Source organism: Rhizobium sp. BK196, assembly GCF_014193255.1.
Lineage (GTDB): Bacteria > Pseudomonadota > Alphaproteobacteria > Rhizobiales > Rhizobiaceae > Rhizobium.
Map to the genome: position 1 here is coordinate 666,145 of NZ_JACHZB010000002.1, position 23,962 is coordinate 690,106.

Consider the following 23,962-nt stretch of genomic DNA (forward strand, 5'->3'; position numbering starts at 1 on the left):
GGACCTCCCTCAGTGTTTCACCTCGAAGGGCGATTGATCGTCGTCGAAATTGCCGTTGCTCAAACTGTCGTAGCGATTGAGGCTTGGTTCGCCGCCGCGGGTACCGAAGGGCGTCAGCTGCACCATCATTTCCCTGGCGCGATCGATTGCGTCTTCTTCGCTCCGCGCTGCCGCCTCGGGGAGATGCACCGTCAGCTGCTCACCGGCGTCGCCGAAGAAATCGACATGCCAGCCCTCCTGCTGATGTGTCACCTTTGCCTCGTTCGGATGCATGGAAACTTTCCTCCGGCCTTTCCGCTGGTTTGCCTTCTTGCGTGGCATGGAGATCAGTGTATCAACCGATATGATGGCGATTGGTTCCGGAGCTTTCCTCCTCCGGTTCTGCACTGACGGCCTGCCGGCGCGGTTCACTCAATCCTTCATTTCGCCGGCCTTCATTCTGTCCGCATCTGCCGAGGGACATGAACGTTCATTGAGGAGGAGCGGTCGAGATAAGCTTCGGCTCGGCGGTCGCGCATAGAGACGATCGACGCATCTATTTGCCGTCCTCTGCGTTCACTTCAAGGACGCATCTTGCTCGAACCCTCGAAAGGAACGCATATGAGTTTTCCAGTCCCGACCAGCAATGATCCCACGCGTCGTTTTCAGGAAGCGACTGATGCCGCCCGCGCTGCCCTGGAGGCGGTTATCGCCGATGCCAATGCCGCGGGTTGGGGCACGGATGAAATCGCCGTGGCGCTCGTCGAGGCGGCACGGTCTCTCAAAGACGCCAACACGGGAGATCCTGACCCTGCCAGCGATCCGGCAATCGGCGATGTCGATGCGAAGCAAGGACAGATCGGACGTGGTGAGTTATTTGATTGAGCGATGACCCACCGGTCGTCGCAACAGGACAAACGGCCGAAGCGTGCCACTGGCGGGATCGTCTCGTCAGATCCTGATCTGCAACAGACCACCTCGGGCCACCTGTCTGCCGTGGCACCAGAACGGGTGGATCATGTCATTGATGGTCAGGGTGTCGGCACATGGGACAAGCGGCTGCCATCCTTCATTGGCATCAAGCCCGACGAAGGCCAATCTCGTGAGGGATTTTGTGCCTGCAAGCAGATCTTCGTCATCGATGGTGATGTCTACCAGCAGCACCTCCGGCGCCCGTACGCAGCAATCGATCGCTTCGCGGGCGATTGTCGTCACGGACGTGCTTGCTCCGATATAGAAAGCCATGATTGGATTGTTGTCGAAGTCGGCGATGGCCGGAACGAGCAGATTTGCGGGCAGGACCGTCAGCGTATCGCGGCTGCCATCAAACCGGTGCCCGGTTGCGTCCTCGCCTGCGAGGCTGCGATTACCCGAAAACTGGTAGAAAATCTCACGGCGAGTGAGATATTCGACTGTCCAACGACCTGAATGGTCTGTTGCATTAGTCGCGAGCGCCGCGATTTCCGCTATAACTTCATGATAGGTGGTGCGAGCATTGGCCATAGCGATTCTCCTTGAGGGACAAAGGCGGCCGGCGGGTGAATGTTCCTGTCAAAAGAGAATTACTTCCTGTGCGGGCACAATGACGATGGCCTCGATCATGACGCGGTGCTTTCGATACGGTGCTGCTGAAATGCGCGAAGAGTGCCATCATATTGACGCAGTGCGCGTTAACCTTTGAGTGCGAAGGGAGATGAGCATGGCTGGACACGATAGCTACTATATCGAGATCACCACGCGTCTTCGATCGGTTCGATCCTTCTGCGAGTTTTTGTCGAGCGGCGGGACTGTCGGCGTCGCTCCGGCGGACGGCTTGCGCTATGGCGATGTTACCACCGATCTGCTTGCAAGAACGCGCAAGGAGGCGGAAGCTCTCGATCGCATGCGCCGTCAACTCTTTCCAGATCGTGCGGACGAAGAGGTTTCGCCGGCACTCTACACCTGTGGACTCACCGGCTCCCGTCGCTCACATAAGGCAGATCGAGCTCAATCATGACGGGCGCATGATCGCTCGTATGATCCCAGCTCCGCGGATTGCGCCGAACGCTGGCAGAGCGAAGATGTGGGGTGATATCAGGACTGAGAAGAGCGTGGTCGATCCGCAGTCCCGCGTCTCGTTCGAATGAGTTTCTCCAGTATTTCCAGAATGTGTAGATCCGCTCATCCGGGTGAAGGTGGCGAAGCGCATCCGTCCATCCCTGTTGAACCAGCCTGACATAGGCTTTTCTGACCTCGGGTCTGAACAAGGCATCGTCGCGCCATCGTTCCGGGGAATAGACATCCATCTCTGTCGGCATGACGTTGAAGTCGCCAATGAGCAGGGCTGGGACTTTGAGGTCTAAGAGCTCGCCGGCATAGTGATGCAGTCGATCAAACCAGCGCAGCTTATAGTCGAACCTGGGACCGGGCGCAGGGTTGCCGTTTGGAAGGTAGAGGCAGCAGATCAACAAGCCGTTTATGGCAGCTTCGATATAACGGCTGTGGCTGTCGTCCGGGTCTCCAGGCAGGCCTCGGCGCGTGAGTACCGGTAAGGCGCCTCTCGCAAGGATTGCCACACCGTTCCAGCTTTTTTGGCCATGCCAGACGGCGCGATACCCTGAACGTTCGATCTCCCGTCGCGGGAATTTGTCATCGGAAGTCTTCAGTTCCTGAAGGCAGACGACGTCTGGCGCATCTTCTTTCAGCCATCGTAGGAGTATCGGAAGGCGGCCGAGGATTCCGTTGATATTATAGGTGGCTATTTTCAATCGACCTCCAGACGGCGAGGCGGACCGGACAGGTTGGGTGCTCGTCTGCCATTGCGTTAGCCATGGCGGGAAACCGGAAAATCGCCATGTTCACCATCCCTGTCGCGTCCGGTTGACACGGCCCGCACTCGGCGAATGGAATGTGCATGGCTTCAGAAAGTTCCCGTTGGCTTGTGACTGAGGCGGATCGGGCTGCCTTGCAATAGCGTCATGCCGCTCTTATTTAAGCGACATCACCCGTATCGGCCTGGGCAGGGACCACAGGGCGACAGGCTCTCCTCTTGAGGAGAGATTGCTGCGGTCCAGCCAAGGCTTTCGCAAGCCGGACCATCGGCTGGCTCTGCATCATTGCCGCCGTGCCGGCAAGCGCAATCCTTTGATCGTTTCATTCAAAGCTACCTTCGATTGCCCCATTCGCGCAGAACGAGTGCCGAGGGATTGGGGCGAGCGGGCTCAACCCACCATCCGCAAGGAGAAAACATGCAGGTCATCGTCAGAGATAACAATGTCGAACAGGCTCTCCGCGCCTTGAAGAAGAAGATGCAGCGCGAAGGATTATTTCGCGAAATGAAGGAGCGGCGGGCCTATGAGAAACCCTCCGAGAGGCGTGTCCGCGAAAAAGCCCAGGCAATTGCCCGACAGCGCAAGGCTGCCCGAAAGAAGATGCAGCGAGAAGGGCTTCTGCCAGCCGCAAGACGTGGTGCGTTTACACGCTGATAAGAGCAGCGCCGCCGCACCATGCCGGCGGCCCTATCCTTGGCTTTAATTCTGGAAAGGGACATCATGGAAGAGTTGCGCAGTTTGACAGTTTCCGACGATCGGCTCGACGATTGCCGTGAGGCGATCGGACCGGATCTACAGGATCTGATTGAGGCGACTGTGGCCTCCGGTTTTACGATCGAGGAAACCTTGATCGCGATCAGCGAACTGGTGGCGGAAGATTTCGCTTCCGCAGTGAATATCCCGAGCGTTCACTGAGGCGAAAGATCATGGTCGCGTGTCCATCAGATCCAGATCTGAGAGGCGTTGGAAGCTCGCTTCCTCAAGCGCGTGACACGCGATCGCGAGGCACTGCATCCTGACTGCCGGCCACTTTTTCTTCCCCGTCCAGAGCATTTTGCATTTCCGTGAAAACGCGAATGAGCTGCGAGGTCGCGGGTGCTGCATCGTCTGAGAAAACTGTGCCGGAGGCAATATTGGCGGGCGTTTTCTGGCCCGTCTGCGATGGCACCGGGAGCAGGCTTACGATGAGTGAGGCGAAGAATTTCTTTCGGCGTTCGGCGACTTCCGCAAGCAGGAAGCAAAGGATGAAGCAGACGACGAGCAGGGCGGCCGCCATCGCAATATGCTCCTCCACCGGATGCAGAAAAGATGCAAACATGAGGATGAGCGGCTGGTGGACGAGATAGAGCGTGAAGCTGCCGCCGGCCAGCCATTTGATCACCGGGCCTGTCTTCGTAAACAGTGCGGGAGCCTGGGAAAGCAATGATGCGGTGCCGATGAGGTGCAGGACCACGGCAACGCCGATGAGATTGAAGTAGACGAAATTGATCGCTTCTTGAGTGAGTGACCAAGTCTCGTACATGTTGGTAGCAGCGCGGTCGGCGAAAAATTTCAGGCTGAAGAACAGCAAAAGCGATGCGGTTATCATCGCGATGGAAATGGTGCGCCGAAATGGCGGGCGTTCGATGACGCACTTCATCGTCAACCAGCCCATGAGCCACAGCGGCATATACATCAGGATCTTCGGGCCGGCGGCAGCGGCCCACAGAAACAGCAACGGCACTTTCGCGCGCCGCGGCAAAAAGGCGAAGAGCCCAAAGAACAAATAGTACTGAACTTCGAAGCCCAGCGACCAATACGGTTCGCCGCTACCAAAAACGGCATGTGCAAACCATAACTGATTGGTGAAGGTCACGTAGGCCAGCGCCGCTTCGACTGATACCGGGGTAAAAAATCCGGTGTTGATGAAATCATAGTAAAAGGCGTTTGCGTGCATCCCGATGCTATCGGCAACGAAGATCACCGCGATCGCCAGCAGAGCAACAGGCATTATTCGGGCGACGCGGGCGACGAGGTATGCGCGCCAGTCCTTCTCACTCACCTGCCCGACATAGCTGATGACAAATCCAGAAAGAACAAAGAAAACCGCGACTGCCTCCCGTCCCCAGCCCAGAGGTCCGATCTTGATGGAGGGGAGCAGGAAAACATGCGCATGGGAAAGAAATACGACGATGGCTGCGCCGAGCCGCAGCAGATCAAGATAGTTGGAAAGATTGCCGTCAATCTTCCTGCTTTGGATCGCACCCATGACTGATTTCCCGTTAGATGACAAAGCGTATGTTCAACCAAGAGCGGCTTTGTCAGGAACTGGTTTCGCGCTGATGCGCGAGGGTGCCATTCGATCAAGCAAACCTTTTAAAAGTGTTTACTGAATAAGCTTAAATATTGAATGAGCGGTCGATATTAGCGATCTCACGGCGAGCAGTGGATCTGCCAGTTATAATCGCTCTGCCCAAGCAGTCGTATATTCGGACAGGCGCCGAAGATGGTCGCCAGCGGAAAATCCGGAGATTTTCTTTCGTGGCTTGAGATCGTGATCGCCATCTTCCAGCCAGAGGAGATCGATTTGATCCGAGAGCGCGTAGGATGCAACTTCTTCCCTTGAACCGAAGGGATCACGCGTTCCCTGGCAGATCAGTGTAGGCGTGCGCAGGCGTTCCAGATGCGCAGTGCGAAGCTGGTCCGGCTTTCCCGGCGGGTGAAACGGATATCCGAGGCAAAGCAAGCCCCGGACTTTCTTCGCCGCGAAGCTCTCATCGGCGATCATGCTTGCAGCGCGGCCTCCCATCGACTTGCCACCGATGATCAATTTGCTCGCGTTTAGTGCGCCGACTGCGGCGCGATACTCATCCAGGAGATGGTCGGCGCGCGGAGGAGGCTTGACCGCTCCGGTCAGGCGGCGCTGCGCCATATAGGCGAACTCGAAGCGCGCCACCCTGAAACCGCCGTCTGCCAGCGCTTTGGCAAGATCGGTCATCGACGCAGAATCCATTGCTCCGCCTGCGCCATGGGCCAGGAGAATCGTGAAGGCGGCCGTTTCCGGTCCTGTGATCAAAAAGCTGGTCATTGCTGTTCCGCCTACTTTAATTTCGGGCCGACCGCATCGGAAATTCATTCTGCGAGAGCACGTTCGGCTTTGGCAAGAGCATGGCTCCTCGAGCAAGCGATAGTTTTCGATTTCCTGTTGCGTCTCAAATCAGAACAAGCTGCTCCCGACAAAAATCTCCACGACGCTGACCTGAAACAATACATCTTCGCGTTTTCGGGATCGGGTGGCATGCCTTGCCGGGATGCAGCGATGGCGCTGGTTTATGGGTGCATGGAGCTTCTGGACAGGCTGGCGAGCGACGAGAAGCCGCAAGACCGGCCATCGGAAAGCCTCACCCGGCGGGAGATCGAATGCCTGCGCTGGTCGGCTGCGGGCAAGAGCAGCGACGAGATTGCGATCATTCTCGATCTGTCGTCGCATACGGTGGTGGGATATCTGAAGAGCGCGATGCGCAAGCTGGATTCGGTCAACCGCATGCAGGCGGTCGCCCGGGCATTCCGGTATCGGCTGCTGTAACAGCCGATACCGTCTTCTTTCCAATCAGAAGCCTTTGCCGCCGTTCAGTTCGGAAATCAGCGTTCCGATGATGATGCGGATATCCATCAGCAGCGAGAAGTTCTCGACATAGTGGAGGTCGCTGGCGATGCGGGCGCGTGCCTTGGCCGGGCGGTCGGTCGGGCCGCGCAGACCGCGCATCTGCGCCAGACCGGTGATGCCGGGCCGCATGGCGTGGCGGTGATGATATTCCGGAACCAGCTCTTCGTAGAGCATGCCGCCGGCACGCATGCCGATTGCATGGCAGCGCGGTCCGACGACCGACATGTCGCCCTTCAGCACGTTGAGAAGCTGCGGCAGCTCGTCGATGTTGGAGCGGCGCAGGAAAGCGCCGACACGGGTGACGCGCGGATCGTTCTTCACGGTCTGGGCAACGCCGGTGACATCTTGCATGTCCGTGCGCATCGAGCGGAACTTGTAGACCTTGATGGCCCGGCAGTTCTTGCCCCAGCGGGTCTGCTTGAAGAGCACCGGACCGGGGCTGTCCATCTTGATCAGGGCGGCGACGACGAGAAGAAGCGGCGCCAGCACGATGAGGGCGCTGACCGCGGCGACAATATCGAAGGCCCGCTTCAGCGCGAACTGCACGGAGGCGGACGGGGCGGCGATGCTGTCGAGTGCGGCAACAGGGAACCTCGCGTTGACCTGACGAACAGGGGCAACGCGAAAGCTCTCTTCAGAAATACTCTTGTTAAGGTCCATGACGCTCAAGGATCTACCCTTTGTATTTTGAAGCTTTGGATTTCGAAGCTTGGGACGTTGAAGCTTTCGGCGGTGTCATCGCTGGCTTGGTTAGCGCCAGATTAAGGCGCTACGGTGTTAGGCGACGTTTAACCCTACTACATCCTAAATTTGCGACATTTGTTTAACCGAGTCCAGAGAAATTTCGCATCGCAGCAAACTTCGCAGTTGCGTTAAGTTTATGCAAAATCAGGAGTTTTAATTTTCAACCGGGGTTTTTATTAGCAATCTTATGTGCTTGGCCGATTTGGGACGGCAGACGGGAAGGTGTGATCGCCACGGCTTACACCGCGCCAAAACGCTCCATTCCCGGCAGGTCCACAGCAATCCCGGTCCGGTCGGGATCGAATCTGGCGGCTATTGTGCCGCAATGAGACTGGGCGGATGCTGCGGTCCCCACAGCTGTGAGATGGCATCGCCCGCATCAAGGGTGTCTCTTGGGGCTTGGCGATATTAATGTCGAGGCAATTGCGGCCGACGTCGATCCGGCAGTCGCTTGATTCGCACTGTCGATCTATGGGCTGTTGAAGGGGCGCAGCGAGTCTCTCACATCGAACTTCACACGGCGGCGCTTGCAGGCCCCCGTCGGGTGCTGTGACATATGATGTCTATGAATAGAAAGACGCATTTTGCGTTAGAGTCAGCCCCAATGTTAACGATTTGTTAACTATGAAGCGGCTAATCCTTTTAAATCGAAATTAACCAAGTTTACTAACGTGTTAACCGACGCACGCTCTATTCGCATCAAAGGCAGATCGTTTCTCGCGGTCGTGCTGACCCCCGATCTGCCGTTCGAGGACTGGCTGGTTCGCCTCGATGACCTTGCTGCGCGCTCCGCCGGGTTTTTTCTCGGCAGGCCAGTAGTTCTTGATGTGACCGAGCTTTCGCTGGATCGCGCCGCGCTAAAGGCGATGGTGCAGGCGCTGGGGGAGCGAGGAGTGCGGGTCATGGGTATCGAAGGCGCGCGACCGTCGCAGCTCGATGCCAGTATGCCACCTGGCATGGTCGGCGGCCGTCCGGCAGCGGATGTCGACGTGCCGGCCGCAGAGGCTCGGGTCGACGGGCAGGCTCCGCGTAAGGCGGAGGCTGCAAAGGTGCAGGAGGTCGTTGCCCCGGTTGTCCGCGCCGCCCCGCCATCTCTGGTGTTGCGTGAACCGGTTCGCTCCGGCCAGTCGATTATCTTTCCCGAAGGCGACGTGACGGTTATCGGGTCCATCGCGTCGGGGGCCGAAGTGATCGCCGGTGGATCGATCCACGTCTATGGCGCGCTGCGTGGACGCGCGCTCGCTGGATCGGTCGGCAATTCGGCGGCGCGAATCTTTTGCCGCAAGCTGGAAGCCGAGCTTCTGGCAATCGACGGGATCTACAAGACGGCGGACGATCTGCCGGCAGATCTGCGCGGTCAGGCTGCACAGCTATGGCTGGAGAACGACGCGATCATCGCATCGCGACTGACTTAACTGGGTGAATGGTTGAAACAGGAGAGGGATATGGGAAAAGTCATTGTTGTAACCTCGGGTAAAGGTGGCGTTGGCAAGACAACCTCGACTGCAGCGTTGGGGGCAGCGCTTGCGCAAAGGAACGAGAAGGTTGTCGTCGTCGACTTCGACGTCGGTCTGCGCAACCTCGATCTCGTCATGGGTGCCGAACGTCGGGTCGTGTATGACATGATCAATGTCATCCAGGGCGATGCGAAACTCACTCAGGCCCTGATCCGCGATAAGCGACTGGAGACACTATTCCTGCTGCCGGCATCCCAGACCCGCGACAAGGATTGCCTCACCGAAGAAGGTGTCGAGCGCGTCATCGGTGAGCTGAAGAAACATTTCGACTGGGTGATATGCGATAGCCCGGCGGGTATCGAGCGCGGTGCGACGCTGGCAATGCGTCATGCCGATATCGCAGTCGTGGTCACCAATCCGGAAGTCTCCTCGGTGCGTGATTCCGACCGCATCATCGGTCTTCTGGACGCCAAGACGGAAAAGGCGGAGAGGGGCGAGCGCATTGAAAAGCACCTGCTTCTGACCCGCTACGATGTCACCCGCGCCGAACGCGGCGACATGCTGAAGGTGGATGACGTGCTCGAGATCCTCTCGATCCCGCTGCTCGGCATCATCCCGGAAAGCATGGATGTGCTGCGTGCTTCCAACCTCGGCGCCCCGGTCACGCTCGCAGATCAAAGCAGCGCCCCGGCAAAGGCCTATTTCGAAGCAGTCCGCCGCCTCAACGGTGAAGTTCTCCCGGTGACGGTACCAGGCGAGAAGCGCGGTCTGTTCGGTAAGATCTTCGGACGGAGGGCAGCATGAGCGTATTCGATTTCTTTCAGAAGAGGAAAACCGCGCCGGTTGCGCGCGAACGTCTCCAACTGCTTCTGGCGCACGAGCGTATCTCTCCCGGTTCGGATCTCGTGTCTCTTCTCAGAGAGGAAATTCTCGCGGTGATCGCTAAACACGTCGAAATCGAAGGCGATCGCCTGCAGATTAGGATCGATCGCGGCGAGAACGTCTCGATCCTCGAAATCGACGTCGAGATCCCCGCCAAGGCCGCCCGGGCGGCTTGAGGTTCGAAGTGATTTATCCGGGAGATCGAAATGTCTCCCGGAAATTCTCATATTTCTCATGATGGCGGATTTCTGGCCCTACAGGATCACTGGCGATAGACCGCAGTCCGCACGGAACGTCTTGAAACCACTGAGCGCGTGCAGCGAACGGCCGCCATCGATGGCGGCGAGATCGAGAATGACAGCGTTGGCGATGGTCATGGGAACGACGAGCGATTGGGATTCGCCGGCTTCACCGCGAGAAACCGAGATCTGGCGGTCGGGTGCAGGATCGATGCGGGCGCTGAGCAGATCGGTCAGCGCCAGGACCTTAGCGCCTCTTTCTGCGGCAATCTTCCTGATCTGATGGATGAGTGGAGAGGACTTGCGGAAAGCGAGCAGCCAGACAACGTCGCCAGACCCCAATGTTACCAGTGCTTCGGCGATCAGATGCATCTGGCTGGCGAGATCGACTGCCGGATAGCCCGAGCGATTGAGCCTCAGCGCGATGAGAGAGGCGAGGGCGACCGAATGGCCACGCCCGAAGACGAAGACCCGCCGGCAATCGCGCAGCACTTCCGAAAAGCCTCTGACATCGGCGTCCGAGACTGCGTTGCGTACCTGCTGGAGAGCGGCAATCTCGCTGTCGAGAACGGAGGAAAGCACGCCGCCGTCTTCCGCGCGAACGAGACGAGCGGCCATGCGGACGGCCGGGCTTTCGAAATCCCCGCCGCCTTCGATGAGGTTCGCCTGCAGGAAAGTTCGGAATTCGGGATAGCCTTTGAAGCCGAGCCGGCGAGCCAGCCGCACGGCCGAAGCCGGGTGCACGCCGGCGCGGAAGGAGACGGCTTTGCCGTTTTCCATCGCCGCGCGGATCGGGTCCCGCATCATCACGTCGAGAAGGCGGGTGTCGGCCTCTGTGAGCTTCGTCGAGTTGCGACTGATAAGATCGCCGAGAAGCTGCGGGATTTCGCTCTGTCTTTCCATTGTGTCACTTCTCGCCGAGTCGCTGTCCCGCGCAGATTGGCCAGGGCGCCTAAATACCGCGATCTACGGCTGAAAGATCGACGCGGCTCCCGCTCCGGTTATCGAAAAACGCCGCCCGGTCAAGGTCGTACATGACCCAGAAATTATTGGCATGGCGCGGCACATCCTTGCGCGGGCTGGTTAGCGTAATGCGTCCAGCCGGACTGTCGCAATGCAGAATGATGTCGGAGCCGGTCATCTCCGACAGCACAAGCCGGACGGGCAAGGCAGGTTCATGCGGTTCTTCGACACTGATTGCCATGGATTCGGGTCTCAGTCCCGCCGTCAGACCCTGCCGGCCCTGCCAACTGGGAAGGTGTTCGACAGGAAGGAAATTCATTGCGGGAACGCCGAGGAAACTCGCGATAAAGCGATTCTGCGGCTGGTCATAGATGGCTTCAGGCGTGTCGAACTGCAGGAGATCACCGTCCTTCATCACAGCAATCCTGTCGGCCAATGAGAGCGCCTCGGTCTGGTCATGCGTCACATAGACGATGGTAGCGCCGAGTTGGCGGTGCAACTCCTTGATTTCGGTGCGCATGGCGACGCGCAGCGCGTTGTCGAGGTTCGACAGCGGCTCGTCCATCAGGAAGATGGAACTGTTGCGCGCCATGGCCCTGCCCATCGCCACACGCTGACGCTGGCCACCGGAAAGCGCCCCCGGCTTGCGATCGAGATAGGGTTCGAGTTGCAGCGTCTTGGCCACACTTTGAGCGCGCACATTGCGTTCGGCTCTCGGCATGCCGCGCAGCTCCAGACCGAAGGCGATATTCTCGCGCACCGTCATGTGCGGATAGAGCGCGTAGTTCTGGAAGATCATCGCGATATCGCGATCCTGCGGGGCAAGATCATTCGCGCGCCGCCCCCCGATTTCGATATGGCCTTCTTCGCAGCGTTCAAGCCCGGCAATCAGGCGCAGCAATGTGGACTTGCCGCAGCCTGACGGGCCGACGATGACGACGAACTCGCCCGGCTTGATGTCCATGGACACGCCGTGCAGGACTTCCGGCCCGCCGGGGTAGGACTTTCTGATGTCGCGAAGGGTGATGCCGGTCATCGCGCGGCCTCTGCTCCGAAGCCGTTGCGAATGGCAATTGCAAGGCTTGGCCGGTCCGTTGTGAAGACCTTGACGCCGAGCGCCAGCACTTTTTCGATCTGCCGGGCCGAATGGGCGGCCCAGCAACCGAAATCGAGACCGGCTGCCATGATTTCGGCCATGAGAGCGGAATCGGCGGTATCCACATGAACACCGATTTCGGGGATGTCATGCGCTTTCGCGACTTCGATCACAGCTCTGGTTCCAAGCTGACGCAACACTGGCGGGCTGACGAGCCAGAGCTTCGGCTGGCTGGTGGCCGCCGACAGCGCATCCTGCGATTCCATCAGAAAGGAAGAGAAGATCGTCCTTTCGAGCATGCCGTGACGGGCGAGGGTTTCGACGACGCGAGGCACGAAGTTGTCGTAGGGGCGACCATTGACCCCAGGCTTTATCTCGCAGCGGAAATTTACCTTGCTGTTGGAATAGATCGCACAGAGTTCTTCCAGCGAGATCGGATGTCCGCCGGCCCCGTAGTTGATGAGAGCGGCTCGGACCTCTGCTTCGCTCATGGCGGCGATCGCGCCGCTGCGGTCCGTCGTACCGTCAAGCGTTGGGTCGTGGTGGATCATGATCGCTCCGTCAGCTGTCGGATGGACGTCGAATTCCACCTCCTCCAGCGGCATTTTTGCCGTCGCAGCAAAGCCTTGCGGGGTGCTGTCGCCGAATTCCAGAGTGCCGCCGCGATGCGATGCGATGCGTGTCATTGCATACTTGTCCTTCTTCATGGGTTTATTTGACCGCGCCGAGCGTGATGCCGCGCACGAGATGGCGCTCGACCAGCAGGAAGCCGAGCAGCACGGGCAACATGCTGAGGGTGCAGGCGGCCATGACGAGCGGCCAGTCGACCAGGCCTTCGCCGGGATTGATACGATAGAGGCGGGCAAGGCCGATCTGCAGCGTGTAGAGGTCTTCCTTGCCGACGGCCACCAGCGGCCAAATGTAGTTGTTCCACTCGGTGATGAAGATGTAGAGGCCCATCGAGAAGATGGTGGGCTTTGCAATCGGCACGATCACCCGCCAGAGCACCTGCAGCGGTGTCGCGCCATCCATATAGGCGGCTTCATCCAGTGCCTTTGGAATGCCCTTGATGTACTGGCGCAGGAAGAAAGCAGCAAAGCCGTTCGAGATCGCAGGCAGGATGAGGCCTGTATAGGTGTCGAGCAGGCCGGCCTTGGCAAGCGTCAGATAGTTGGGAATCAGGCTGATGTGGCTGGGGATCATCAATGTGGCAACCGTCGCGCCGAAGAGCAGGTTGCCGCCGCGGAACTGGAAGCGGGCGAAGGCAAAGGCGGCTATGGTAGCGACCGTGATGCCGAGCAGCGTCACTAGGCCGGAAACGATGATGCTGTTCAAAAGATAGCGAGCAAAATTGTATTCGCCGACGGCACGAACATAGTTGTCCAGCGTGAACTCGTACTTGCCTGTGTAATAGGATTGCGCGGTCTCGAAGGACATCCAGATCGAATAGAGCACGGGCGACAGGAAGATTAGCCCGGCGACGAGCGCGAGACCGGTCACAACAGGGTTTTCAAGCTTCATAATGAACCCTCCGGCCGATGACGACGGATTTGATCAGTGCCAGCACGATCAGGAAGATGAAAAGCAGAACGGCGAGCGCCGAACCTCTGCCGATGTCGAAGAGAGTGAAGCCCACGCGATAGAGCAGATTGACGAGCATGTCGGTCGCACCCGCAGGGCCGCCATGGGTCATGATGTTGACGATGGTGAAGACCTGGAAGGCCTCGATTACGGAAATCACCAACAGGAAATAGGTGGTCGGCATGACAAGCGGGACGGTGACCCGGCGGAACACATGGAAGCGCCGGCCGCCATCGACGGCGGCGGCATCATAGAGTTCCTGCGGTACGGCCTGCAGGCCGGCGATATAGATGACTATGTCATAGCCGAGTTGCTTCCAGGTGTTGACTATTATCAGCACCCAGAGGGCGAGCTGCGGGTCCTGCAGCCATTGCACCTTGCCGAGACCGAGCGAGGTCAGTGCAGCATTGACCATGCCGTAATCGGTGGCAAAGACCCAGGAGAAGACGACGGCGATCGAGACGGTCGAGGTTACGGACGGAAGAAAGAGTGCACCGCGCAGAAGCCGCGAGGGTAATGTCTCGCGGACGAGATAGCTTGCGACAGCGAGTGCCAGTGCCAGCCTGATCGGTACTGAAATCAGCGCGAAGATGGCGGTGACTTGCAGCGAATTCCAGAAGTCGCGGGAGTTCAAAAGTAGGCGGTAATTCTCAAAGCCGACGAAAGGCATCGTCGGCGACAGGAAGTCCCAATGCCGGAAGCTGAGGTTCACACTGGCAATTACGGGAATATAGGTGAAGACCGCGATGAAGATCATCAGCGGTGCGACGAGAAGATAGGGTGTGAGTTTGCGCAGCATCGGACCGGTACAGTTGAGACGACGGGCCATTCAAGGCACGCCGTCTTGGCTCGAGGGAGAGGCTCAATTGCTGGAACGCTTGGCTTCGTCGCGGGTCTGGGCGGCAAAATCCTTCATCGTTTCCGTGACACCGCGCTGGCCGAGCGCCATGGCTTCCCACATCTTGTATTCGGTCGAGCGCATCCAGGTGACGACGGGCGGGCGGGCACGGCCACGAGCGAAATCGAGCTGCTTAATGGCAACATCGATACCCTGTTTCTTGGCGAGCGCTTCGGCGGCAATCGGCTGGGCGGCGCTCTTCTTGTTGATCGGCAGGTAGCCGGTTGCGGCAAACCAGATGGCGTTGGCTTCCGGCGAAGCGGCGTAACTGATGAACTTGTATGCGGCATCCTGGACCTCCTTCGACAAGGTCGAGAGGATGCCGATACCGGCGCCACCGATCGGAACGGAGCAAACCTTGTTGCAGGGCATCGGACGGACTTCGAGCTTTTCACCGAGCGCCTTCTTAGCGCCACCATAGTCACCCGTCGAGTTGAGCAAGATCCCAACTTTGCCGGCGAAGAAAGCGTCGCGGCCGACGTCTTCATCGGTAACGCCATCCGGAGAGGCGACCTTCTGGTCGTGCACGAGCGATGCCATCCATTGATAGGCTTCGATCGTATTCGGCGAGTCGAGCAGGATATCGTTGGTCTTGGAATCGATGAGCTCGCTGTCGTTGGACATGACGAGGCCCCAGCGGGCGAACTGGCCGGGGGCCGCAATGCCGGTGATGCCTTCCGAGCTGAGCTTTTCGGTGATTGTCTTCGAAACGGCAAGAATATCTGCGAAAGTTTTCAGCGACGGTTCCGTCGCGAAGCCGGCACGCGCCAGGATGTCCTTGTTGTAATAGAGGACCGGCGTGGAGGAGTTGAACGGCACGATATAGTTCTTGCCGTTATAGACGCCGACTTCGCGCGCGTAGTCGTAAAGGTCGTCCTTCAGCGGATCGGCGTTGAAATAGGGCGTGAGATCGATCAGCGCGCCGCGGTCGGCGAAGAGACCGTAGCGGGTGACTTCCATAATGACGGCATCAGGCGCACGTCTGGCGGGAATGGCGGCCTGCAGCTTGGCGACGATATCATTGTAATCGCCCACGAACTCGCCCTCGATATGAATGCCGGGATTGGCGGCTTCAAAGTTGGTGATGATCTTGTTGAGCGCCTCGCCGGAGGATTTGCTGAAGCTGTGCCAGAACTTCACGGTCGTATCGGCATGCGCCGAACCGACCATGGACATCAGGGCGACGACGCTGGCTGCGACCGTATTCTGCAATTTATTTGACATAATTTTCTCCTCTGCAAAAAAAATTGCAATTCGTTTTGGCGACGATTAGCGCGCAGACGAGACAGTTTCTTGAAGGCTGTGTGAAGTTTTGGTGACCGAGGGCCCGCCCGCTCAAAGCGTGAGCGGCGGATGGGTATCCGCCAAGCCGTTCTGGCGCGTCGAAGAGCCTTCCTGTGGAAAAGGTCGCACTGCCAGCGGCCACTGTTCTCGGCCGGCTTTGTGTGCACTGCGGTAGATTATGCTTCCAAGGTCGACAGCGACATGATATCCCGCTGTCTGCCCGTCTTTCATCGTCAAGTGCAAATAGAGATCATATGCCCCAGCAAGAAGACACGGCGAATGCGTCGCAGATGAATGCAGCCCAGCACCCCGCGGTCAGGCCTCAGCGGAAATGGCTGGCTGATATCGAGCGCCTCAAGGGATTGGCTATCATCCTTGTCGTATGGGGGCATACCTACGACGCCGCTTTCCCGGCATGGGCCATTGATCTGCGACAGGCAATCTATGCTTTCCATATGCCGCTCTTTATGTTCCTCAGCGGCTATGTCTTCGTCTATGTCGGTGCCCATAAACTGAAGGGTTCGCTGGCGACCTATACGGCGAAACGCGCAAAGCGGCTGCTTATTCCGTTCTTCATCATGGCGGCGATCGTCATTTTCGCAAAGTTCTTTGCGGGACAGTTTGTATCGGTCGATAAGCCCGTCAACGACCTATTGCTCTCGGTTCAGCACGTCTTCATCCATACCGAGCAGAGCCCGTCGATGTTCGTATGGTACCTGATCGTCCTCTTTTACCTTTCGATCGGTACGACGTTTCTCTTCTCGCGCATAAACGTAAGCCTGAATATCTTGTTTGCGGCCTCGATCATCATGTTCGGCCTACATGTGCTTATGTTCTACAACGATGCGATAGTGGACTACATCTACATCAATCGCATCTTCATGTTTTATGCCTTCTTCATGGCAGGCTGCGTTGCCTGCCTGCATAAGGATGCCTGGGAGCCATTCGTCGAGCGTTATTTCATTCCGGCCGCCGCCGTATTCCTCATCCTTCTCTATGTGACATTCAATTCCGAATGGCGTTATTTCTTCGTCGGAATGACATCTCTCGTCGTGTTCCATGGGCTGATCCGCTCCCGGCTTTGCAACCAAAGCCGGTTCCTGGAGTTCATCGGGCAGAATGCCTTTGCCATTTATCTATTGAACACAATTTTCGTCGGTGGGGTGAAGGCCGTCTTCGGTCGGTTCCTTTCTGTCAGCGATCAGGCGCTGCTGCTTCTCGTGGGCGCGACGATCGCAGGCGTTGCGGGCCCGATCGTCGTCAAATATGTCATCGGTCGGATTGGATCGCTGCGGCCAATCGCAGCCGCCATGGAATGAGAAGACAGATGCGGCCAAGCCAGTTTCGATCGGTTGAAGGAGCATGCGCTCGTTAAAGCGGGTCCCAGCGCAGCGTTCTTTCATTGTGAGGAATACCGCTCAAATCAGTGCCACGGGTGACGTAATGTTGGCAGGCTGTTTTCGATTGATACTCCGGGCTCGATTGAATAGAAAACGCGCGAGCACTCTACCGCTCGTCCTTTGCAAAGGGTTTCGGCACCCCATGCTGCTGAGCGTGCTGAAATCGGCACGATTACCCAGCAACGAAGCACTCGGCTCATCTTTTCATTTGCTATAAACGCGCGCAAGGAACGAATATGCACGAAATCTATCAGAGGGTATTTGGCGCTGCCAAGGCCATTAAAGGTCTCGATGGCCTCCGGGCGATTTGCGTTCTCTTCGTGCTCACCGACCATGCGGGACTGACCAAAACTCAGGAAACGGGTACACTCGCGGTCTGGGTCTTTTTCGCGTTGAGCGGCTTTCTCATCGTGCCAATTCTCTTCAAGGCGCGGCAGCGGATCGAAGCGGGCACGTCCGATGGTCTGACAGAAATCGTGCTGTTTATGCGCAATAGAGCGTTGCGGATATTCCCGATCTATTACCTGACACTCGCGCTGATCTTCATGTCGACCGTAACAGTGGTTTCGGGCGACAATGTCGATAAATTCTACGGCAGTATCGGCTGGATTCTCACCTATACGACGAATATCTACATCGGCTTCGTCAGGCATGACTGGCTGGGGCCGCTATCGCATCTGTGGACCCTTTCCGTCGAACAGCAATTCTATGTGTTTTTCCCACTTCTGTTCATCTGGCTGCCGTCGCGGTTCTGGCGATCCGCCATGCTGGTCTCTCTGCTTGTGCTGCTCGTCGTCTCCTGCTGGTGGGTGTTCGACGACGTGCTTAAGTTTCGCGTCAATTCACTTTCGGGTTTTTATGCCATTGCAGTCGGTGGGCTTTTTGGCCTTGCCGCCCGGCGGCTTGGCTCGATCGACTTTCGTTTTTCCGGTTTGTTGATCGCGGCTCTCGGCGTCGTTCTGGTTCTGCAACACCTCTATTTCGTGCTGAACGGCCACCCAAACGCTGCCTTAATCATCGCACCGCTTCTCGCCGGATTCCTGATTATGCTTTTGGCGGTGTGCCAGAATTCGACGGCCACTCAATTCCTTGAAATTCCGTTGATCCGGGGTGTCGGCGTCGTCAGCTACGGCTTTTATCTTTTTCACAATCTCCTGCTCGGCCCATCCGGGCGCCTTGTCGCGCTGGTGACAGGGATGCGGGAAGGGACGGCCTTCCAGATTGTTCAGATAGCGACTGCCTTCGTTCTTACGATGATCGTTTCGATCATTTCCTTCATCTTCTTCGAGGAGCGGCTCATGCAGTTGAAAAAGCGCCGTGCGCCATCGGCGGCTGTGGCCGCCGGTTCAAATGGCTGATGAGGTTCTCTGCCGGCCTTTTTGTGATCCTTCTTTTGTCGGTTGCTGACGTGAAGGCGGCGTCTCTGAAGATCGTGACGTTCGGGACCTCGTTGACGGCGCGGGGAGGGTGGCAGAAAAGCCTTCAACAAGATCTGGAGCGTTGCATCCATCGTCCGGTGAACATTGCCATAGTGGCAAAGAGTGGGGCGACGACGGAATGGGGCCTGTCTTCCGTAGAAAGCGTCGTCGCCGAGCGGCCGGACATCGTGCTTGTCGAATTCTACGCTAATGATGCGGCGTTGAACCGCTGGATGAGCGTCAGCCGCAGCCGCCAGAATTTTTCCACCATTGTTGACAGGCTCAAGGCAGGGCTTCCCCGGGCTCGGATCTACATGATGGTGATGAATCCGATGTCTGGCCTGCGGGGGGCGATTAGACCCTTTCTAAGCAGTTATATTTCGGCCCATCGCAGCGTTGCGGCGGAAAGAGACGTTGCAGTCATCGACCACACCAACGGCTGGTCGATGTTGTCTGCGGAGAACCTGTCGAAGGCTATCCCGGATGGTGCTCACCCTGTCGCGTCGATAGCAGCCAAGGTTATGGTGCCGACGATCGTCGAGGCGTTAGCCGGAGCGTGTGGGGACTGACTCAAGTTTCGAATTCGCTCCGCCGGGAGGAAGGGACGCAGTTGCAAATCCGTGTCGGGTTCGTTCGTGGAGGAAGGACTGCAGCCTATCAGTCCTGATGTTCGATTTCTGTCGGGATCTGGGCCGTATCTGCGGTCTTGCGGTACTTGATTGCTGCCGGTACGCCGACTGCAATCGCTCCGGCCGGAACGTCTCTGACCACCACGGCATTCGCGCCGATGACGGCGCCCTCGCCAATGACCACGGGTCCGAGGATTTTGGCGCCGGCGCCTACGTCCACGCCATTGCCCAATATCGGCACTTCGTTTGGTTTTTCAGCCGATTTGTTGCCGATTGTCACGCCTTGCCGAAGACGAACGTCGTCACCGATCCGCACTTCGGAATGGATGATAATCGATCCGAAATGCTCGATGACGCATCGAGAACCAATCTTTGCATTCGCTCCTATGTAGATTCCGAAGAAGACCTCGGAAAATTTTATAAGGAAGAAATGTACGATCTTCAGCGGTATGCGTATCGGCGCAAATTTGATCGCGCGGACAGCGGTTCCATACCTGTGGAAAGCGAGCGCCCAGAAACCCTGCGCGATCAAGGCCCTTTTATGACTTCGAAAATCTTGAGCAATCTCTCTAAACACGACGCGCTCTCCTCGGAAATTACGCCTGTTTCCAGGCTCTGATCTTTCTTGCTCTATTCAGCCAACTACGCAGCGCGTCTCGATCGAGCATCCCAATGCCTGCGACATAGACAATCACAAAAAGGGGCGCCAGGATTACAGCCCGCAACAGGGCGGGCGAAGCGGGCATCGCATAGGCTCTTGCTAAATAAACCGCGGCTAGGCCGGCGAACGATGCCAGGAAAAACGCGCCGCACTTGGCGAACATCGTCTTCAATGAAACGTGCGTTTTTCGCGATCCGTAAAGGATACCTACTGATATGACGAAGATGTGGCAGCAGACGTAGACTGTGACAAGCGTGAACACGGTGCTATGTTGAAGCACTGTCAGTATAATCGCGATGAGCACTGCTGCGCAGATCTGCATGCGCAAGACGATGCGCGGCAGGCCGCAGGCGTTCAGCATGACTTCATTGCTGTAGCCGATCGACTGGGCGGCGCCCAGAATGGCGGCGGGGAACATGATAAGCTCTGAATCGAACCCGTTACTTCCAAAACAAAGTCGAGCAATTTCGGGAGAAAGCGCTGCGATGGAAATAAAAGCGGGAGCGGAAATCATCGAAAGCGAGCGCAAGCTAGAATAGAACGCCTGCTTCATCTGGGGAGGGTTGTTCACCAGACGTGATAGATGCGGAAGGTTGACGTCTACCATCACAGCCGTCAGCATCTGCGCTACCACGGCCGGGACACGTGAGCCCATGATGTAGAGGGCAAGTGCTGCCGGCCCGAAGAAAATCGGGATAACGATCTCGATCATCCGCAGGGAAGCATAATTCAGGACGCGCGACCCGAAGACGCCGAAGGCAAAATGCAGAATGTGGCCGATTCCGGCGAATTGGGGAGATGCCGGCCGCAAGACCACAGGATACCACAAGAAAACGACGTTGATTACTGTCGTCGCCAGCAGCTGGCCAACCATGCTGTAGACGCCAAACCCCAGGAACGCCATCGCCAGGCCCGTCAGCGCACCGATGACCGTCGAGGCGAGAGAGCGGAAGGCCAGTCGCTTGAACTGAAACTCCTTGCGCAGCAAAGCCTGCGGAACATAGCCGAAGCTGTTCAGGACCAGCGAGAGCCCGACGAGCTGCAACACCGGTTCAATTCCGGTAACACCAAGAAGACTGCCGATTTCCGTCGAGAAGATTGTCAGCAGCGCATATATGATGACGGCAAGAGCGAAGTTCAGGATCAGAATGCTTGTTGCAATTCCGCGTGTGACGTCCTGGGTGCGAACAACGGCGTCACCAAAACCGTTATCGGCAAATAGCTCGGTCAACGACACAAGCGCATAGGCTGCCGCAAACATGCCGATCTCGGTCTTGTCGAGAATGCGTGCCAGCACGAAAAATGTGATGATAGTGCCGAAGCGTGGCCCCCAGTTGCGGACGGCCGACCAGATTACCGAACTGCGATTCATCGGCGCCTCATTTTGCCATTGAACGGAGGCAAACGCCTTCCCCTGCGACTATGCATTCCGCACCGCAGCGATATAGCTTGACAGAGTCAGCTTGCCACCTGCGACCAGGGATGCTCCAACAAGGAGTTTGCGTACAAACGCGATGATGCCGGGGAGGCTTCGGGTCTTGTGGGCGGCAATGGCGTAGAGCGTGCCGGGGAAATATTTAGGCTTGAGGCTTGAATCGTGATCACGATGGCCGACGAGCGGGGCGTCGGTGAAAAGAGTACCACGGGCAAGGTAGAAAGCGCGAATTGCATAATCCGTGTCCTCGCCGCCGTTCAGACGCGCGCCTACCCCCAGTGTCTCGTCGAACGTCTGCAACTCTGGCAGCAGTCTTCCGCGGAAGAAGAACGTGTTCGATGACGCTCGCGATATCACTTTCTGCAAAGCAGGTTTTTCCGTTGGCAATGCGTTCTTTATCTCCGGAGTGGAGCTATAGCGGCAGAACCAGAAATCAATCTCGGGTTTATCGCGAAAGAGGCCGGCGACCAGCGTTAAGAATTTTTCCGGATACCAGCAATCGTCGTCGGGGAAGGCGTATATGCTGTCTGCGGTGACGACGCCGGCCTTCACGACCTCACGCATAAGTAGATTACGGGCTGCCGAAAGCGAAATCTGATGATTGATTCGCCGTGTGCTTATCCAGTCCGGAAAGTCAGGATCGGCGGCATCGTCGGGGACATTCTGCAGAAGGAGATACAGATGGACGTCGATAGATGGATCTTCGACCTTGGCACGCGCAATCGAGTCAACCATCCTCTGGAGGTGCTCGGAGCGGCCTTGCCTGAGATTGCTCGTCGAAAAGAGGGTAATTTTCGGCATGACTACTCTATTGTTCGGGAACTTGTCAGTGGAGCTGCGAACCATCAGCACGAGCGGCGCGGCTGGCGACCCTATCTTGCGGTGCAACATAAACATTGAGGTCTGCGTTGAAAAGTAGAAAATAGCCCATACAGATTACTTTGCTGGAAACACTCGTTTCTCGATATTGCCACAACCGGCAGTCACGATCACCGCTCTTGGGGAGTTTTATGTTGATGGCTTCACGGAAAGCTGGAATTTTCGGTTGGACGGGTTCCTGGCTCTTTTCCAGCTTTCTCTTTTTCGCAGCGCCCGCGACTGCCGAGCAGCCTCTCCGATACATGTTCGAGAGAGCGCCCGCCGAAACGCAGGAGGCGGGTTCTGCCAAGGGAGCGCGGCCTTTCGTCTGCTCAGTTCCAATTGCTCCGCTGGTCGATATGAGCAAGCTATTTGGTTTTTATAAACCGAGTCACACCCAGTCGGAGGTCGATCCTGCAGCTATGAAGGCTTACGTGAAGCGTTTATGGCCGACAGGTACTGTCAGCAAGAAGATGCTGGAAATGATGGAGACGGCGCTTGATGTGCCGGGGCAAGGTAAGAATGTCGCCAATTGCATCATCCGGCAGACGCGCGTCTGGGCTAATGCAGATGCTTTGCTCGGTAATGTCGAGGACAACGACCCGCTCGGGCATCGTCAGGCGGTCCTTGTCGGGGGCTGGACCAGCATTTCCTTTTCGAACGCTTATGCCGTGGCTGAAGGCGTCGCACCGCCGGCGAGTGCCGCCGACGTTCCGATCAAAGCCTGGTTCGCCAAGCTTTCGGATATGATCGTAGCGGAATTCACGCCCGCCCCGCGTGAGCACAAATATGAGTGGCTCGACGGCAACAGCAATCATCGATATTGGGGCGCAGCTGCCGTCGGTCTGATGGCCGTACATTTGCAGGATCGCAAACGGTTCAACTGGTCAATGGACATCTTGAAATCGGCGCTGGATGAAGTCCCGGAGGACGGCGGTTTGCCGCGTGAGCTTGCTCGCGGCGGACGTGCGCTTAAATATCAGAATTTTGCCATGGACGCGATCGCGATCCTCGTGCGGCTTGCTGATACGAACGATGTTGCGCTCGATGCCGATCAGGAGAAGAAGCTGCAGTCGGCCGCCGGGTTCGCCGCCACCATGTATCTTCATCCCGACGAATTGGAAGCGCGAACGGGATATCGCCAGGAAGTCGAGCCGGGGATGATTGCGTGGATCGACGTCCTGCTGCCGCATTTCAAGCATACCGATCCGCAACTTGCTGAAAAGCTCGACGCTATCGCGCGGCCCTTGCGGCCGATGACCAATACGTTCATCGCTTTGCCTTCAACGCGCCTGATCGGTCAGGCAGACGCGAAGTAAAGACTGGCACTATGCCTTTCGCACGGCCGTGCCGCTCTTTTTCTGATCTGCCGCTCTTTCGGCTTCAGGGATGTCGGCAAACAGGAAACGGCCATAGGGGCCGACTTCGATATTCTCGCGAATGACGGTCGCCGGATTGCCGGCTGCGATGCAGCGCGACGGAATGTTTTTGGTTACGACGCTGCCGGAGCCGATGACGCATTCGTCGCCAATCTCGACACCGGGCAAAATGATGCTTCTGGCCCCGATAAAGCAGTGCTTGCCGATTTTGGTGTTACGGTAGACGCCGCGCGTTCTGTCATGCGTGAGTATGGCTACGTCGAATGCGACGTACGACTTTTCGCCCACATGGATGCCTTTGGGATAGGTCTTGTCCAGGCGAACGCTCAACGAGAACGTCGCTGTCGGGTGAATGTTCATCCCCCAGACCTTCGTGTAGTAATGGTACTTAGCTTTTACCAGAAGCGATCTCAGCCAGAGAAATTTGTTCAAGCTGCGTGCCATTAAACACCCTCTCCTTGTTGCGCGAACATTTCAGTTTCATCGGTCCTGAACGCGGGGCCTATAAAGCATGGACGACAGGTCAGTGGAAGCCGCTTTGTGTGCGGTGCAAGAAAAACCATTGGATTTTTGCCGCCATTTCGCATGATGCTAACGGCGGTT

General features: G+C 57.4%; 27 protein-coding genes and 1 pseudogene. 12 read left to right on the forward strand and 16 right to left on the reverse strand.

Annotated features, from left to right (window positions below; all coding sequences use genetic code 11):
* Nucleotides 1–9: 9 nt before the first annotated feature.
* On the reverse strand, nucleotides 10–273 hold the full coding sequence (locus FHT78_RS09700) for a hypothetical protein (RefSeq protein WP_183742924.1): 264 nt from the start codon (nucleotides 271–273) through the stop codon (nucleotides 10–12).
* A 327-nt stretch (nucleotides 274–600) separates the two neighbouring features.
* Here FHT78_RS09700 and FHT78_RS09705 point away from each other — a divergent pair, with 327 nt between their 5' ends.
* Nucleotides 601–864, forward strand: coding sequence for a hypothetical protein (locus tag FHT78_RS09705; protein WP_183742926.1), 264 nt, complete (start codon nucleotides 601–603; stop codon nucleotides 862–864).
* Between the two features lie 66 nt (nucleotides 865–930).
* On the opposite strand, the gene FHT78_RS09710 is transcribed toward FHT78_RS09705, so the two are convergent.
* Nucleotides 931–1,482: a hypothetical protein gene (locus FHT78_RS09710; RefSeq protein ID WP_183742928.1), complete on the reverse strand. Its 552-nt coding sequence runs from the start codon at nucleotides 1,480–1,482 to the stop codon at nucleotides 931–933.
* Between the two features lie 196 nt (nucleotides 1,483–1,678).
* On the opposite strand from FHT78_RS09710, the gene FHT78_RS09715 reads away from it, so the two are divergent.
* On the forward strand, nucleotides 1,679–1,975 hold the full coding sequence (locus tag FHT78_RS09715) for a hypothetical protein (RefSeq protein ID WP_183742930.1): 297 nt from the start codon (nucleotides 1,679–1,681) through the stop codon (nucleotides 1,973–1,975).
* On the opposite strand, the gene xth is transcribed toward FHT78_RS09715, so the two are convergent.
* A complete protein-coding gene (gene xth, locus FHT78_RS09720) occupies nucleotides 1,929–2,726 on the reverse strand; it encodes an exodeoxyribonuclease III (RefSeq protein WP_183742932.1) in 798 nt (265 codons plus the stop codon). The genes FHT78_RS09715 and xth overlap by 47 nt on opposite strands.
* 480 nt (nucleotides 2,727–3,206) lie before the next feature.
* On the opposite strand from xth, the gene rpsU reads away from it, so the two are divergent.
* Nucleotides 3,207–3,443 carry a 30S ribosomal protein S21 gene (gene rpsU / locus FHT78_RS09725; protein WP_183742934.1) on the forward strand — a complete coding sequence of 79 codons (237 nt, stop codon included), beginning with the start codon at nucleotides 3,207–3,209 and terminating at the stop codon, nucleotides 3,441–3,443.
* 66 nt (nucleotides 3,444–3,509) lie between these two features.
* Nucleotides 3,510–3,704 (forward strand): hypothetical protein, encoded by a 195-nt coding sequence (locus FHT78_RS09730; RefSeq protein ID WP_183742937.1) that lies wholly within the window; start codon nucleotides 3,510–3,512, stop codon nucleotides 3,702–3,704.
* A 64-nt stretch (nucleotides 3,705–3,768) separates the two neighbouring features.
* Here the strand turns inward: FHT78_RS09730 and FHT78_RS09735 are convergent, their stop codons facing one another.
* Both FHT78_RS09735 and FHT78_RS09740 read right to left on the reverse strand, forming a co-directional pair.
* Nucleotides 3,769–5,037: an acyltransferase gene (locus FHT78_RS09735; protein WP_183742939.1), complete on the reverse strand. Its 1,269-nt coding sequence runs from the start codon at nucleotides 5,035–5,037 to the stop codon at nucleotides 3,769–3,771.
* A gap of 189 nt (nucleotides 5,038–5,226) precedes the next feature.
* Nucleotides 5,227–5,856 (reverse strand): alpha/beta family hydrolase, encoded by a 630-nt coding sequence (locus FHT78_RS09740; protein WP_183742941.1) that lies wholly within the window; start codon nucleotides 5,854–5,856, stop codon nucleotides 5,227–5,229.
* A gap of 156 nt (nucleotides 5,857–6,012) precedes the next feature.
* Between FHT78_RS09740 and FHT78_RS09745 the strand changes: the two are divergent.
* A pseudogene (locus FHT78_RS09745) lies at nucleotides 6,013–6,354 on the forward strand (helix-turn-helix transcriptional regulator); the annotation flags it as partial.
* Nucleotides 6,355–6,378: 24 nt separating this feature from the next.
* Here the strand turns inward: FHT78_RS09745 and FHT78_RS09750 are convergent.
* Complete coding sequence (locus FHT78_RS09750) at nucleotides 6,379–7,104, reverse strand: sugar transferase (RefSeq protein ID WP_183742943.1); 726 nt, start codon at nucleotides 7,102–7,104, stop codon at nucleotides 6,379–6,381.
* Between the two features lie 746 nt (nucleotides 7,105–7,850).
* Between FHT78_RS09750 and minC the strand changes: the two genes are divergently transcribed.
* From minC to minE, 3 genes are read left to right on the forward strand one after another with little or no spacing between them, the layout of a single operon-like run.
* Nucleotides 7,851–8,594 (forward strand): septum site-determining protein MinC, encoded by a 744-nt coding sequence (minC, locus tag FHT78_RS09755; RefSeq protein WP_183742945.1) that lies wholly within the window; start codon nucleotides 7,851–7,853, stop codon nucleotides 8,592–8,594.
* 30 nt (nucleotides 8,595–8,624) lie between these two features.
* Nucleotides 8,625–9,440 (forward strand): septum site-determining protein MinD, encoded by an 816-nt coding sequence (gene minD / locus FHT78_RS09760; RefSeq protein ID WP_183742947.1) that lies wholly within the window; start codon nucleotides 8,625–8,627, stop codon nucleotides 9,438–9,440.
* Complete coding sequence (gene minE / locus FHT78_RS09765) at nucleotides 9,437–9,694, forward strand: cell division topological specificity factor MinE (protein ID WP_183742948.1); 258 nt, start codon at nucleotides 9,437–9,439, stop codon at nucleotides 9,692–9,694. The genes minD and minE overlap by 4 nt, the downstream gene beginning before the upstream one ends.
* Before the next feature lie 78 nt (nucleotides 9,695–9,772).
* Here the strand turns inward: minE and FHT78_RS09770 are convergent, their stop codons facing one another.
* The 6 genes from FHT78_RS09770 to FHT78_RS09795 form a co-directional block, all read right to left on the reverse strand.
* Entirely contained in the window at nucleotides 9,773–10,660 is an 888-nt protein-coding gene (locus FHT78_RS09770) for a MurR/RpiR family transcriptional regulator (protein WP_183742949.1), read from the reverse strand.
* A 49-nt stretch (nucleotides 10,661–10,709) separates the two neighbouring features.
* Nucleotides 10,710–11,756 carry an ATP-binding cassette domain-containing protein gene (locus FHT78_RS09775; RefSeq protein WP_183742950.1) on the reverse strand — a complete coding sequence of 349 codons (1,047 nt, stop codon included), beginning with the start codon at nucleotides 11,754–11,756 and terminating at the stop codon, nucleotides 10,710–10,712.
* Nucleotides 11,753–12,502 carry a glycerophosphodiester phosphodiesterase family protein gene (locus FHT78_RS09780; RefSeq protein ID WP_183742951.1) on the reverse strand — a complete coding sequence of 250 codons (750 nt, stop codon included), beginning with the start codon at nucleotides 12,500–12,502 and terminating at the stop codon, nucleotides 11,753–11,755. The genes FHT78_RS09775 and FHT78_RS09780 overlap by 4 nt, the downstream gene beginning before the upstream one ends.
* Nucleotides 12,503–12,527: 25 nt before the next feature.
* Nucleotides 12,528–13,337, reverse strand: coding sequence for a carbohydrate ABC transporter permease (locus FHT78_RS09785; protein WP_183742952.1), 810 nt, complete (start codon nucleotides 13,335–13,337; stop codon nucleotides 12,528–12,530).
* Nucleotides 13,327–14,196, reverse strand: coding sequence for a sugar ABC transporter permease (locus FHT78_RS09790; protein WP_183743482.1), 870 nt, complete (start codon nucleotides 14,194–14,196; stop codon nucleotides 13,327–13,329). Before FHT78_RS09790 ends, FHT78_RS09785 begins: the two co-directional genes overlap by 11 nt.
* A gap of 63 nt (nucleotides 14,197–14,259) precedes the next feature.
* Nucleotides 14,260–15,519, reverse strand: a complete 1,260-nt coding sequence (locus FHT78_RS09795; protein WP_183742953.1) for an ABC transporter substrate-binding protein — start codon at nucleotides 15,517–15,519, stop codon at nucleotides 14,260–14,262.
* A gap of 314 nt (nucleotides 15,520–15,833) precedes the next feature.
* Between FHT78_RS09795 and FHT78_RS09800 the strand changes: the two genes are divergently transcribed.
* The 3 genes from FHT78_RS09800 to FHT78_RS09810 all read left to right on the forward strand — a co-directional run bounded on the left by FHT78_RS09800 (nucleotide 15,834) and on the right by FHT78_RS09810 (nucleotide 18,966).
* Nucleotides 15,834–16,898, forward strand: a complete 1,065-nt coding sequence (locus FHT78_RS09800) for an acyltransferase (RefSeq protein WP_183742954.1) — start codon at nucleotides 15,834–15,836, stop codon at nucleotides 16,896–16,898.
* Between the two features lie 317 nt (nucleotides 16,899–17,215).
* The gene (locus FHT78_RS09805) at nucleotides 17,216–18,337 is read left to right on the forward strand and encodes an acyltransferase (RefSeq protein WP_183742955.1); all 1,122 of its coding nucleotides are present in this window, start codon (nucleotides 17,216–17,218) and stop codon (nucleotides 18,335–18,337) included.
* Nucleotides 18,337–18,966, forward strand: coding sequence for an SGNH/GDSL hydrolase family protein (locus tag FHT78_RS09810; RefSeq protein ID WP_183742956.1), 630 nt, complete (start codon nucleotides 18,337–18,339; stop codon nucleotides 18,964–18,966). Before FHT78_RS09805 ends, FHT78_RS09810 begins: the two co-directional genes overlap by 1 nt.
* Nucleotides 18,967–19,054: 88 nt before the next feature.
* Here FHT78_RS09810 and FHT78_RS29760 read toward each other — a convergent pair whose 3' ends face one another.
* Genes FHT78_RS29760 through FHT78_RS09825 form a run of 3 tightly spaced genes read right to left on the reverse strand, consistent with a single transcriptional unit; the run spans nucleotide 19,055 to nucleotide 22,019 of the window.
* Complete coding sequence (locus FHT78_RS29760; protein ID WP_183742958.1) at nucleotides 19,055–19,603, reverse strand: serine acetyltransferase; 549 nt, start codon at nucleotides 19,601–19,603, stop codon at nucleotides 19,055–19,057.
* 19 nt (nucleotides 19,604–19,622) lie between these two features.
* Nucleotides 19,623–21,059 (reverse strand): oligosaccharide flippase family protein, encoded by a 1,437-nt coding sequence (locus FHT78_RS09820; RefSeq protein WP_183742960.1) that lies wholly within the window; start codon nucleotides 21,057–21,059, stop codon nucleotides 19,623–19,625.
* 48 nt (nucleotides 21,060–21,107) lie between these two features.
* Nucleotides 21,108–22,019, reverse strand: coding sequence for a hypothetical protein (locus FHT78_RS09825; protein WP_183742962.1), 912 nt, complete (start codon nucleotides 22,017–22,019; stop codon nucleotides 21,108–21,110).
* Between the two features lie 44 nt (nucleotides 22,020–22,063).
* Between FHT78_RS09825 and FHT78_RS09830 the strand changes: the two genes are divergently transcribed.
* Nucleotides 22,064–23,299 (forward strand): alginate lyase family protein, encoded by a 1,236-nt coding sequence (locus FHT78_RS09830; protein WP_210289802.1) that lies wholly within the window; start codon nucleotides 22,064–22,066, stop codon nucleotides 23,297–23,299.
* A 9-nt stretch (nucleotides 23,300–23,308) separates the two neighbouring features.
* Here the strand turns inward: FHT78_RS09830 and FHT78_RS09835 are convergent, their stop codons facing one another.
* Nucleotides 23,309–23,803, reverse strand: coding sequence for a DapH/DapD/GlmU-related protein (locus FHT78_RS09835; RefSeq protein WP_183742966.1), 495 nt, complete (start codon nucleotides 23,801–23,803; stop codon nucleotides 23,309–23,311).
* Between the last annotated feature and the right edge of the window lie 159 nt (nucleotides 23,804–23,962).

Bases quoted from the DNA above. Each gene is read 5' to 3' on its own strand.
- FHT78_RS09700 (WP_183742924.1), bottom strand. From the start codon at position 273: ATGCATCCGAACGAGGCAAAGGTGACACATCAGCAGGAGGGCTGGCAT.
- FHT78_RS09705 (WP_183742926.1), top strand. From the start codon at position 601: ATGAGTTTTCCAGTCCCGACCAGCAATGATCCCACGCGTCGTTTTCAG.
- FHT78_RS09710 (WP_183742928.1), bottom strand. From the start codon at position 1,482: ATGGCCAATGCTCGCACCACCTATCATGAAGTTATAGCGGAAATCGCG.
- FHT78_RS09715 (WP_183742930.1), top strand. From the start codon at position 1,679: ATGGCTGGACACGATAGCTACTATATCGAGATCACCACGCGTCTTCGA.
- rpsU (WP_183742934.1), top strand. From the start codon at position 3,207: ATGCAGGTCATCGTCAGAGATAACAATGTCGAACAGGCTCTCCGCGCC.
- FHT78_RS09730 (WP_183742937.1), top strand. From the start codon at position 3,510: ATGGAAGAGTTGCGCAGTTTGACAGTTTCCGACGATCGGCTCGACGAT.
- FHT78_RS09735 (WP_183742939.1), bottom strand. From the start codon at position 5,037: ATGGGTGCGATCCAAAGCAGGAAGATTGACGGCAATCTTTCCAACTAT.
- FHT78_RS09740 (WP_183742941.1), bottom strand. From the start codon at position 5,856: ATGACCAGCTTTTTGATCACAGGACCGGAAACGGCCGCCTTCACGATT.
- minD (WP_183742947.1), top strand. From the start codon at position 8,625: ATGGGAAAAGTCATTGTTGTAACCTCGGGTAAAGGTGGCGTTGGCAAG.
- minE (WP_183742948.1), top strand. From the start codon at position 9,437: ATGAGCGTATTCGATTTCTTTCAGAAGAGGAAAACCGCGCCGGTTGCG.
- FHT78_RS09770 (WP_183742949.1), bottom strand. From the start codon at position 10,660: ATGGAAAGACAGAGCGAAATCCCGCAGCTTCTCGGCGATCTTATCAGT.
- FHT78_RS09775 (WP_183742950.1), bottom strand. From the start codon at position 11,756: ATGACCGGCATCACCCTTCGCGACATCAGAAAGTCCTACCCCGGCGGG.
- FHT78_RS09780 (WP_183742951.1), bottom strand. From the start codon at position 12,502: ATGACACGCATCGCATCGCATCGCGGCGGCACTCTGGAATTCGGCGAC.
- FHT78_RS09785 (WP_183742952.1), bottom strand. From the start codon at position 13,337: ATGAAGCTTGAAAACCCTGTTGTGACCGGTCTCGCGCTCGTCGCCGGG.
- FHT78_RS09790 (WP_183743482.1), bottom strand. From the start codon at position 14,196: ATGCTGCGCAAACTCACACCCTATCTTCTCGTCGCACCGCTGATGATC.
- FHT78_RS09795 (WP_183742953.1), bottom strand. From the start codon at position 15,519: ATGTCAAATAAATTGCAGAATACGGTCGCAGCCAGCGTCGTCGCCCTG.
- FHT78_RS09800 (WP_183742954.1), top strand. From the start codon at position 15,834: ATGCCCCAGCAAGAAGACACGGCGAATGCGTCGCAGATGAATGCAGCC.
- FHT78_RS09805 (WP_183742955.1), top strand. From the start codon at position 17,216: ATGCACGAAATCTATCAGAGGGTATTTGGCGCTGCCAAGGCCATTAAA.
- FHT78_RS09810 (WP_183742956.1), top strand. From the start codon at position 18,337: ATGAGGTTCTCTGCCGGCCTTTTTGTGATCCTTCTTTTGTCGGTTGCT.
- FHT78_RS09820 (WP_183742960.1), bottom strand. From the start codon at position 21,059: ATGAATCGCAGTTCGGTAATCTGGTCGGCCGTCCGCAACTGGGGGCCA.
- FHT78_RS09825 (WP_183742962.1), bottom strand. From the start codon at position 22,019: ATGTTTATGTTGCACCGCAAGATAGGGTCGCCAGCCGCGCCGCTCGTG.
- FHT78_RS09835 (WP_183742966.1), bottom strand. From the start codon at position 23,803: ATGGCACGCAGCTTGAACAAATTTCTCTGGCTGAGATCGCTTCTGGTA.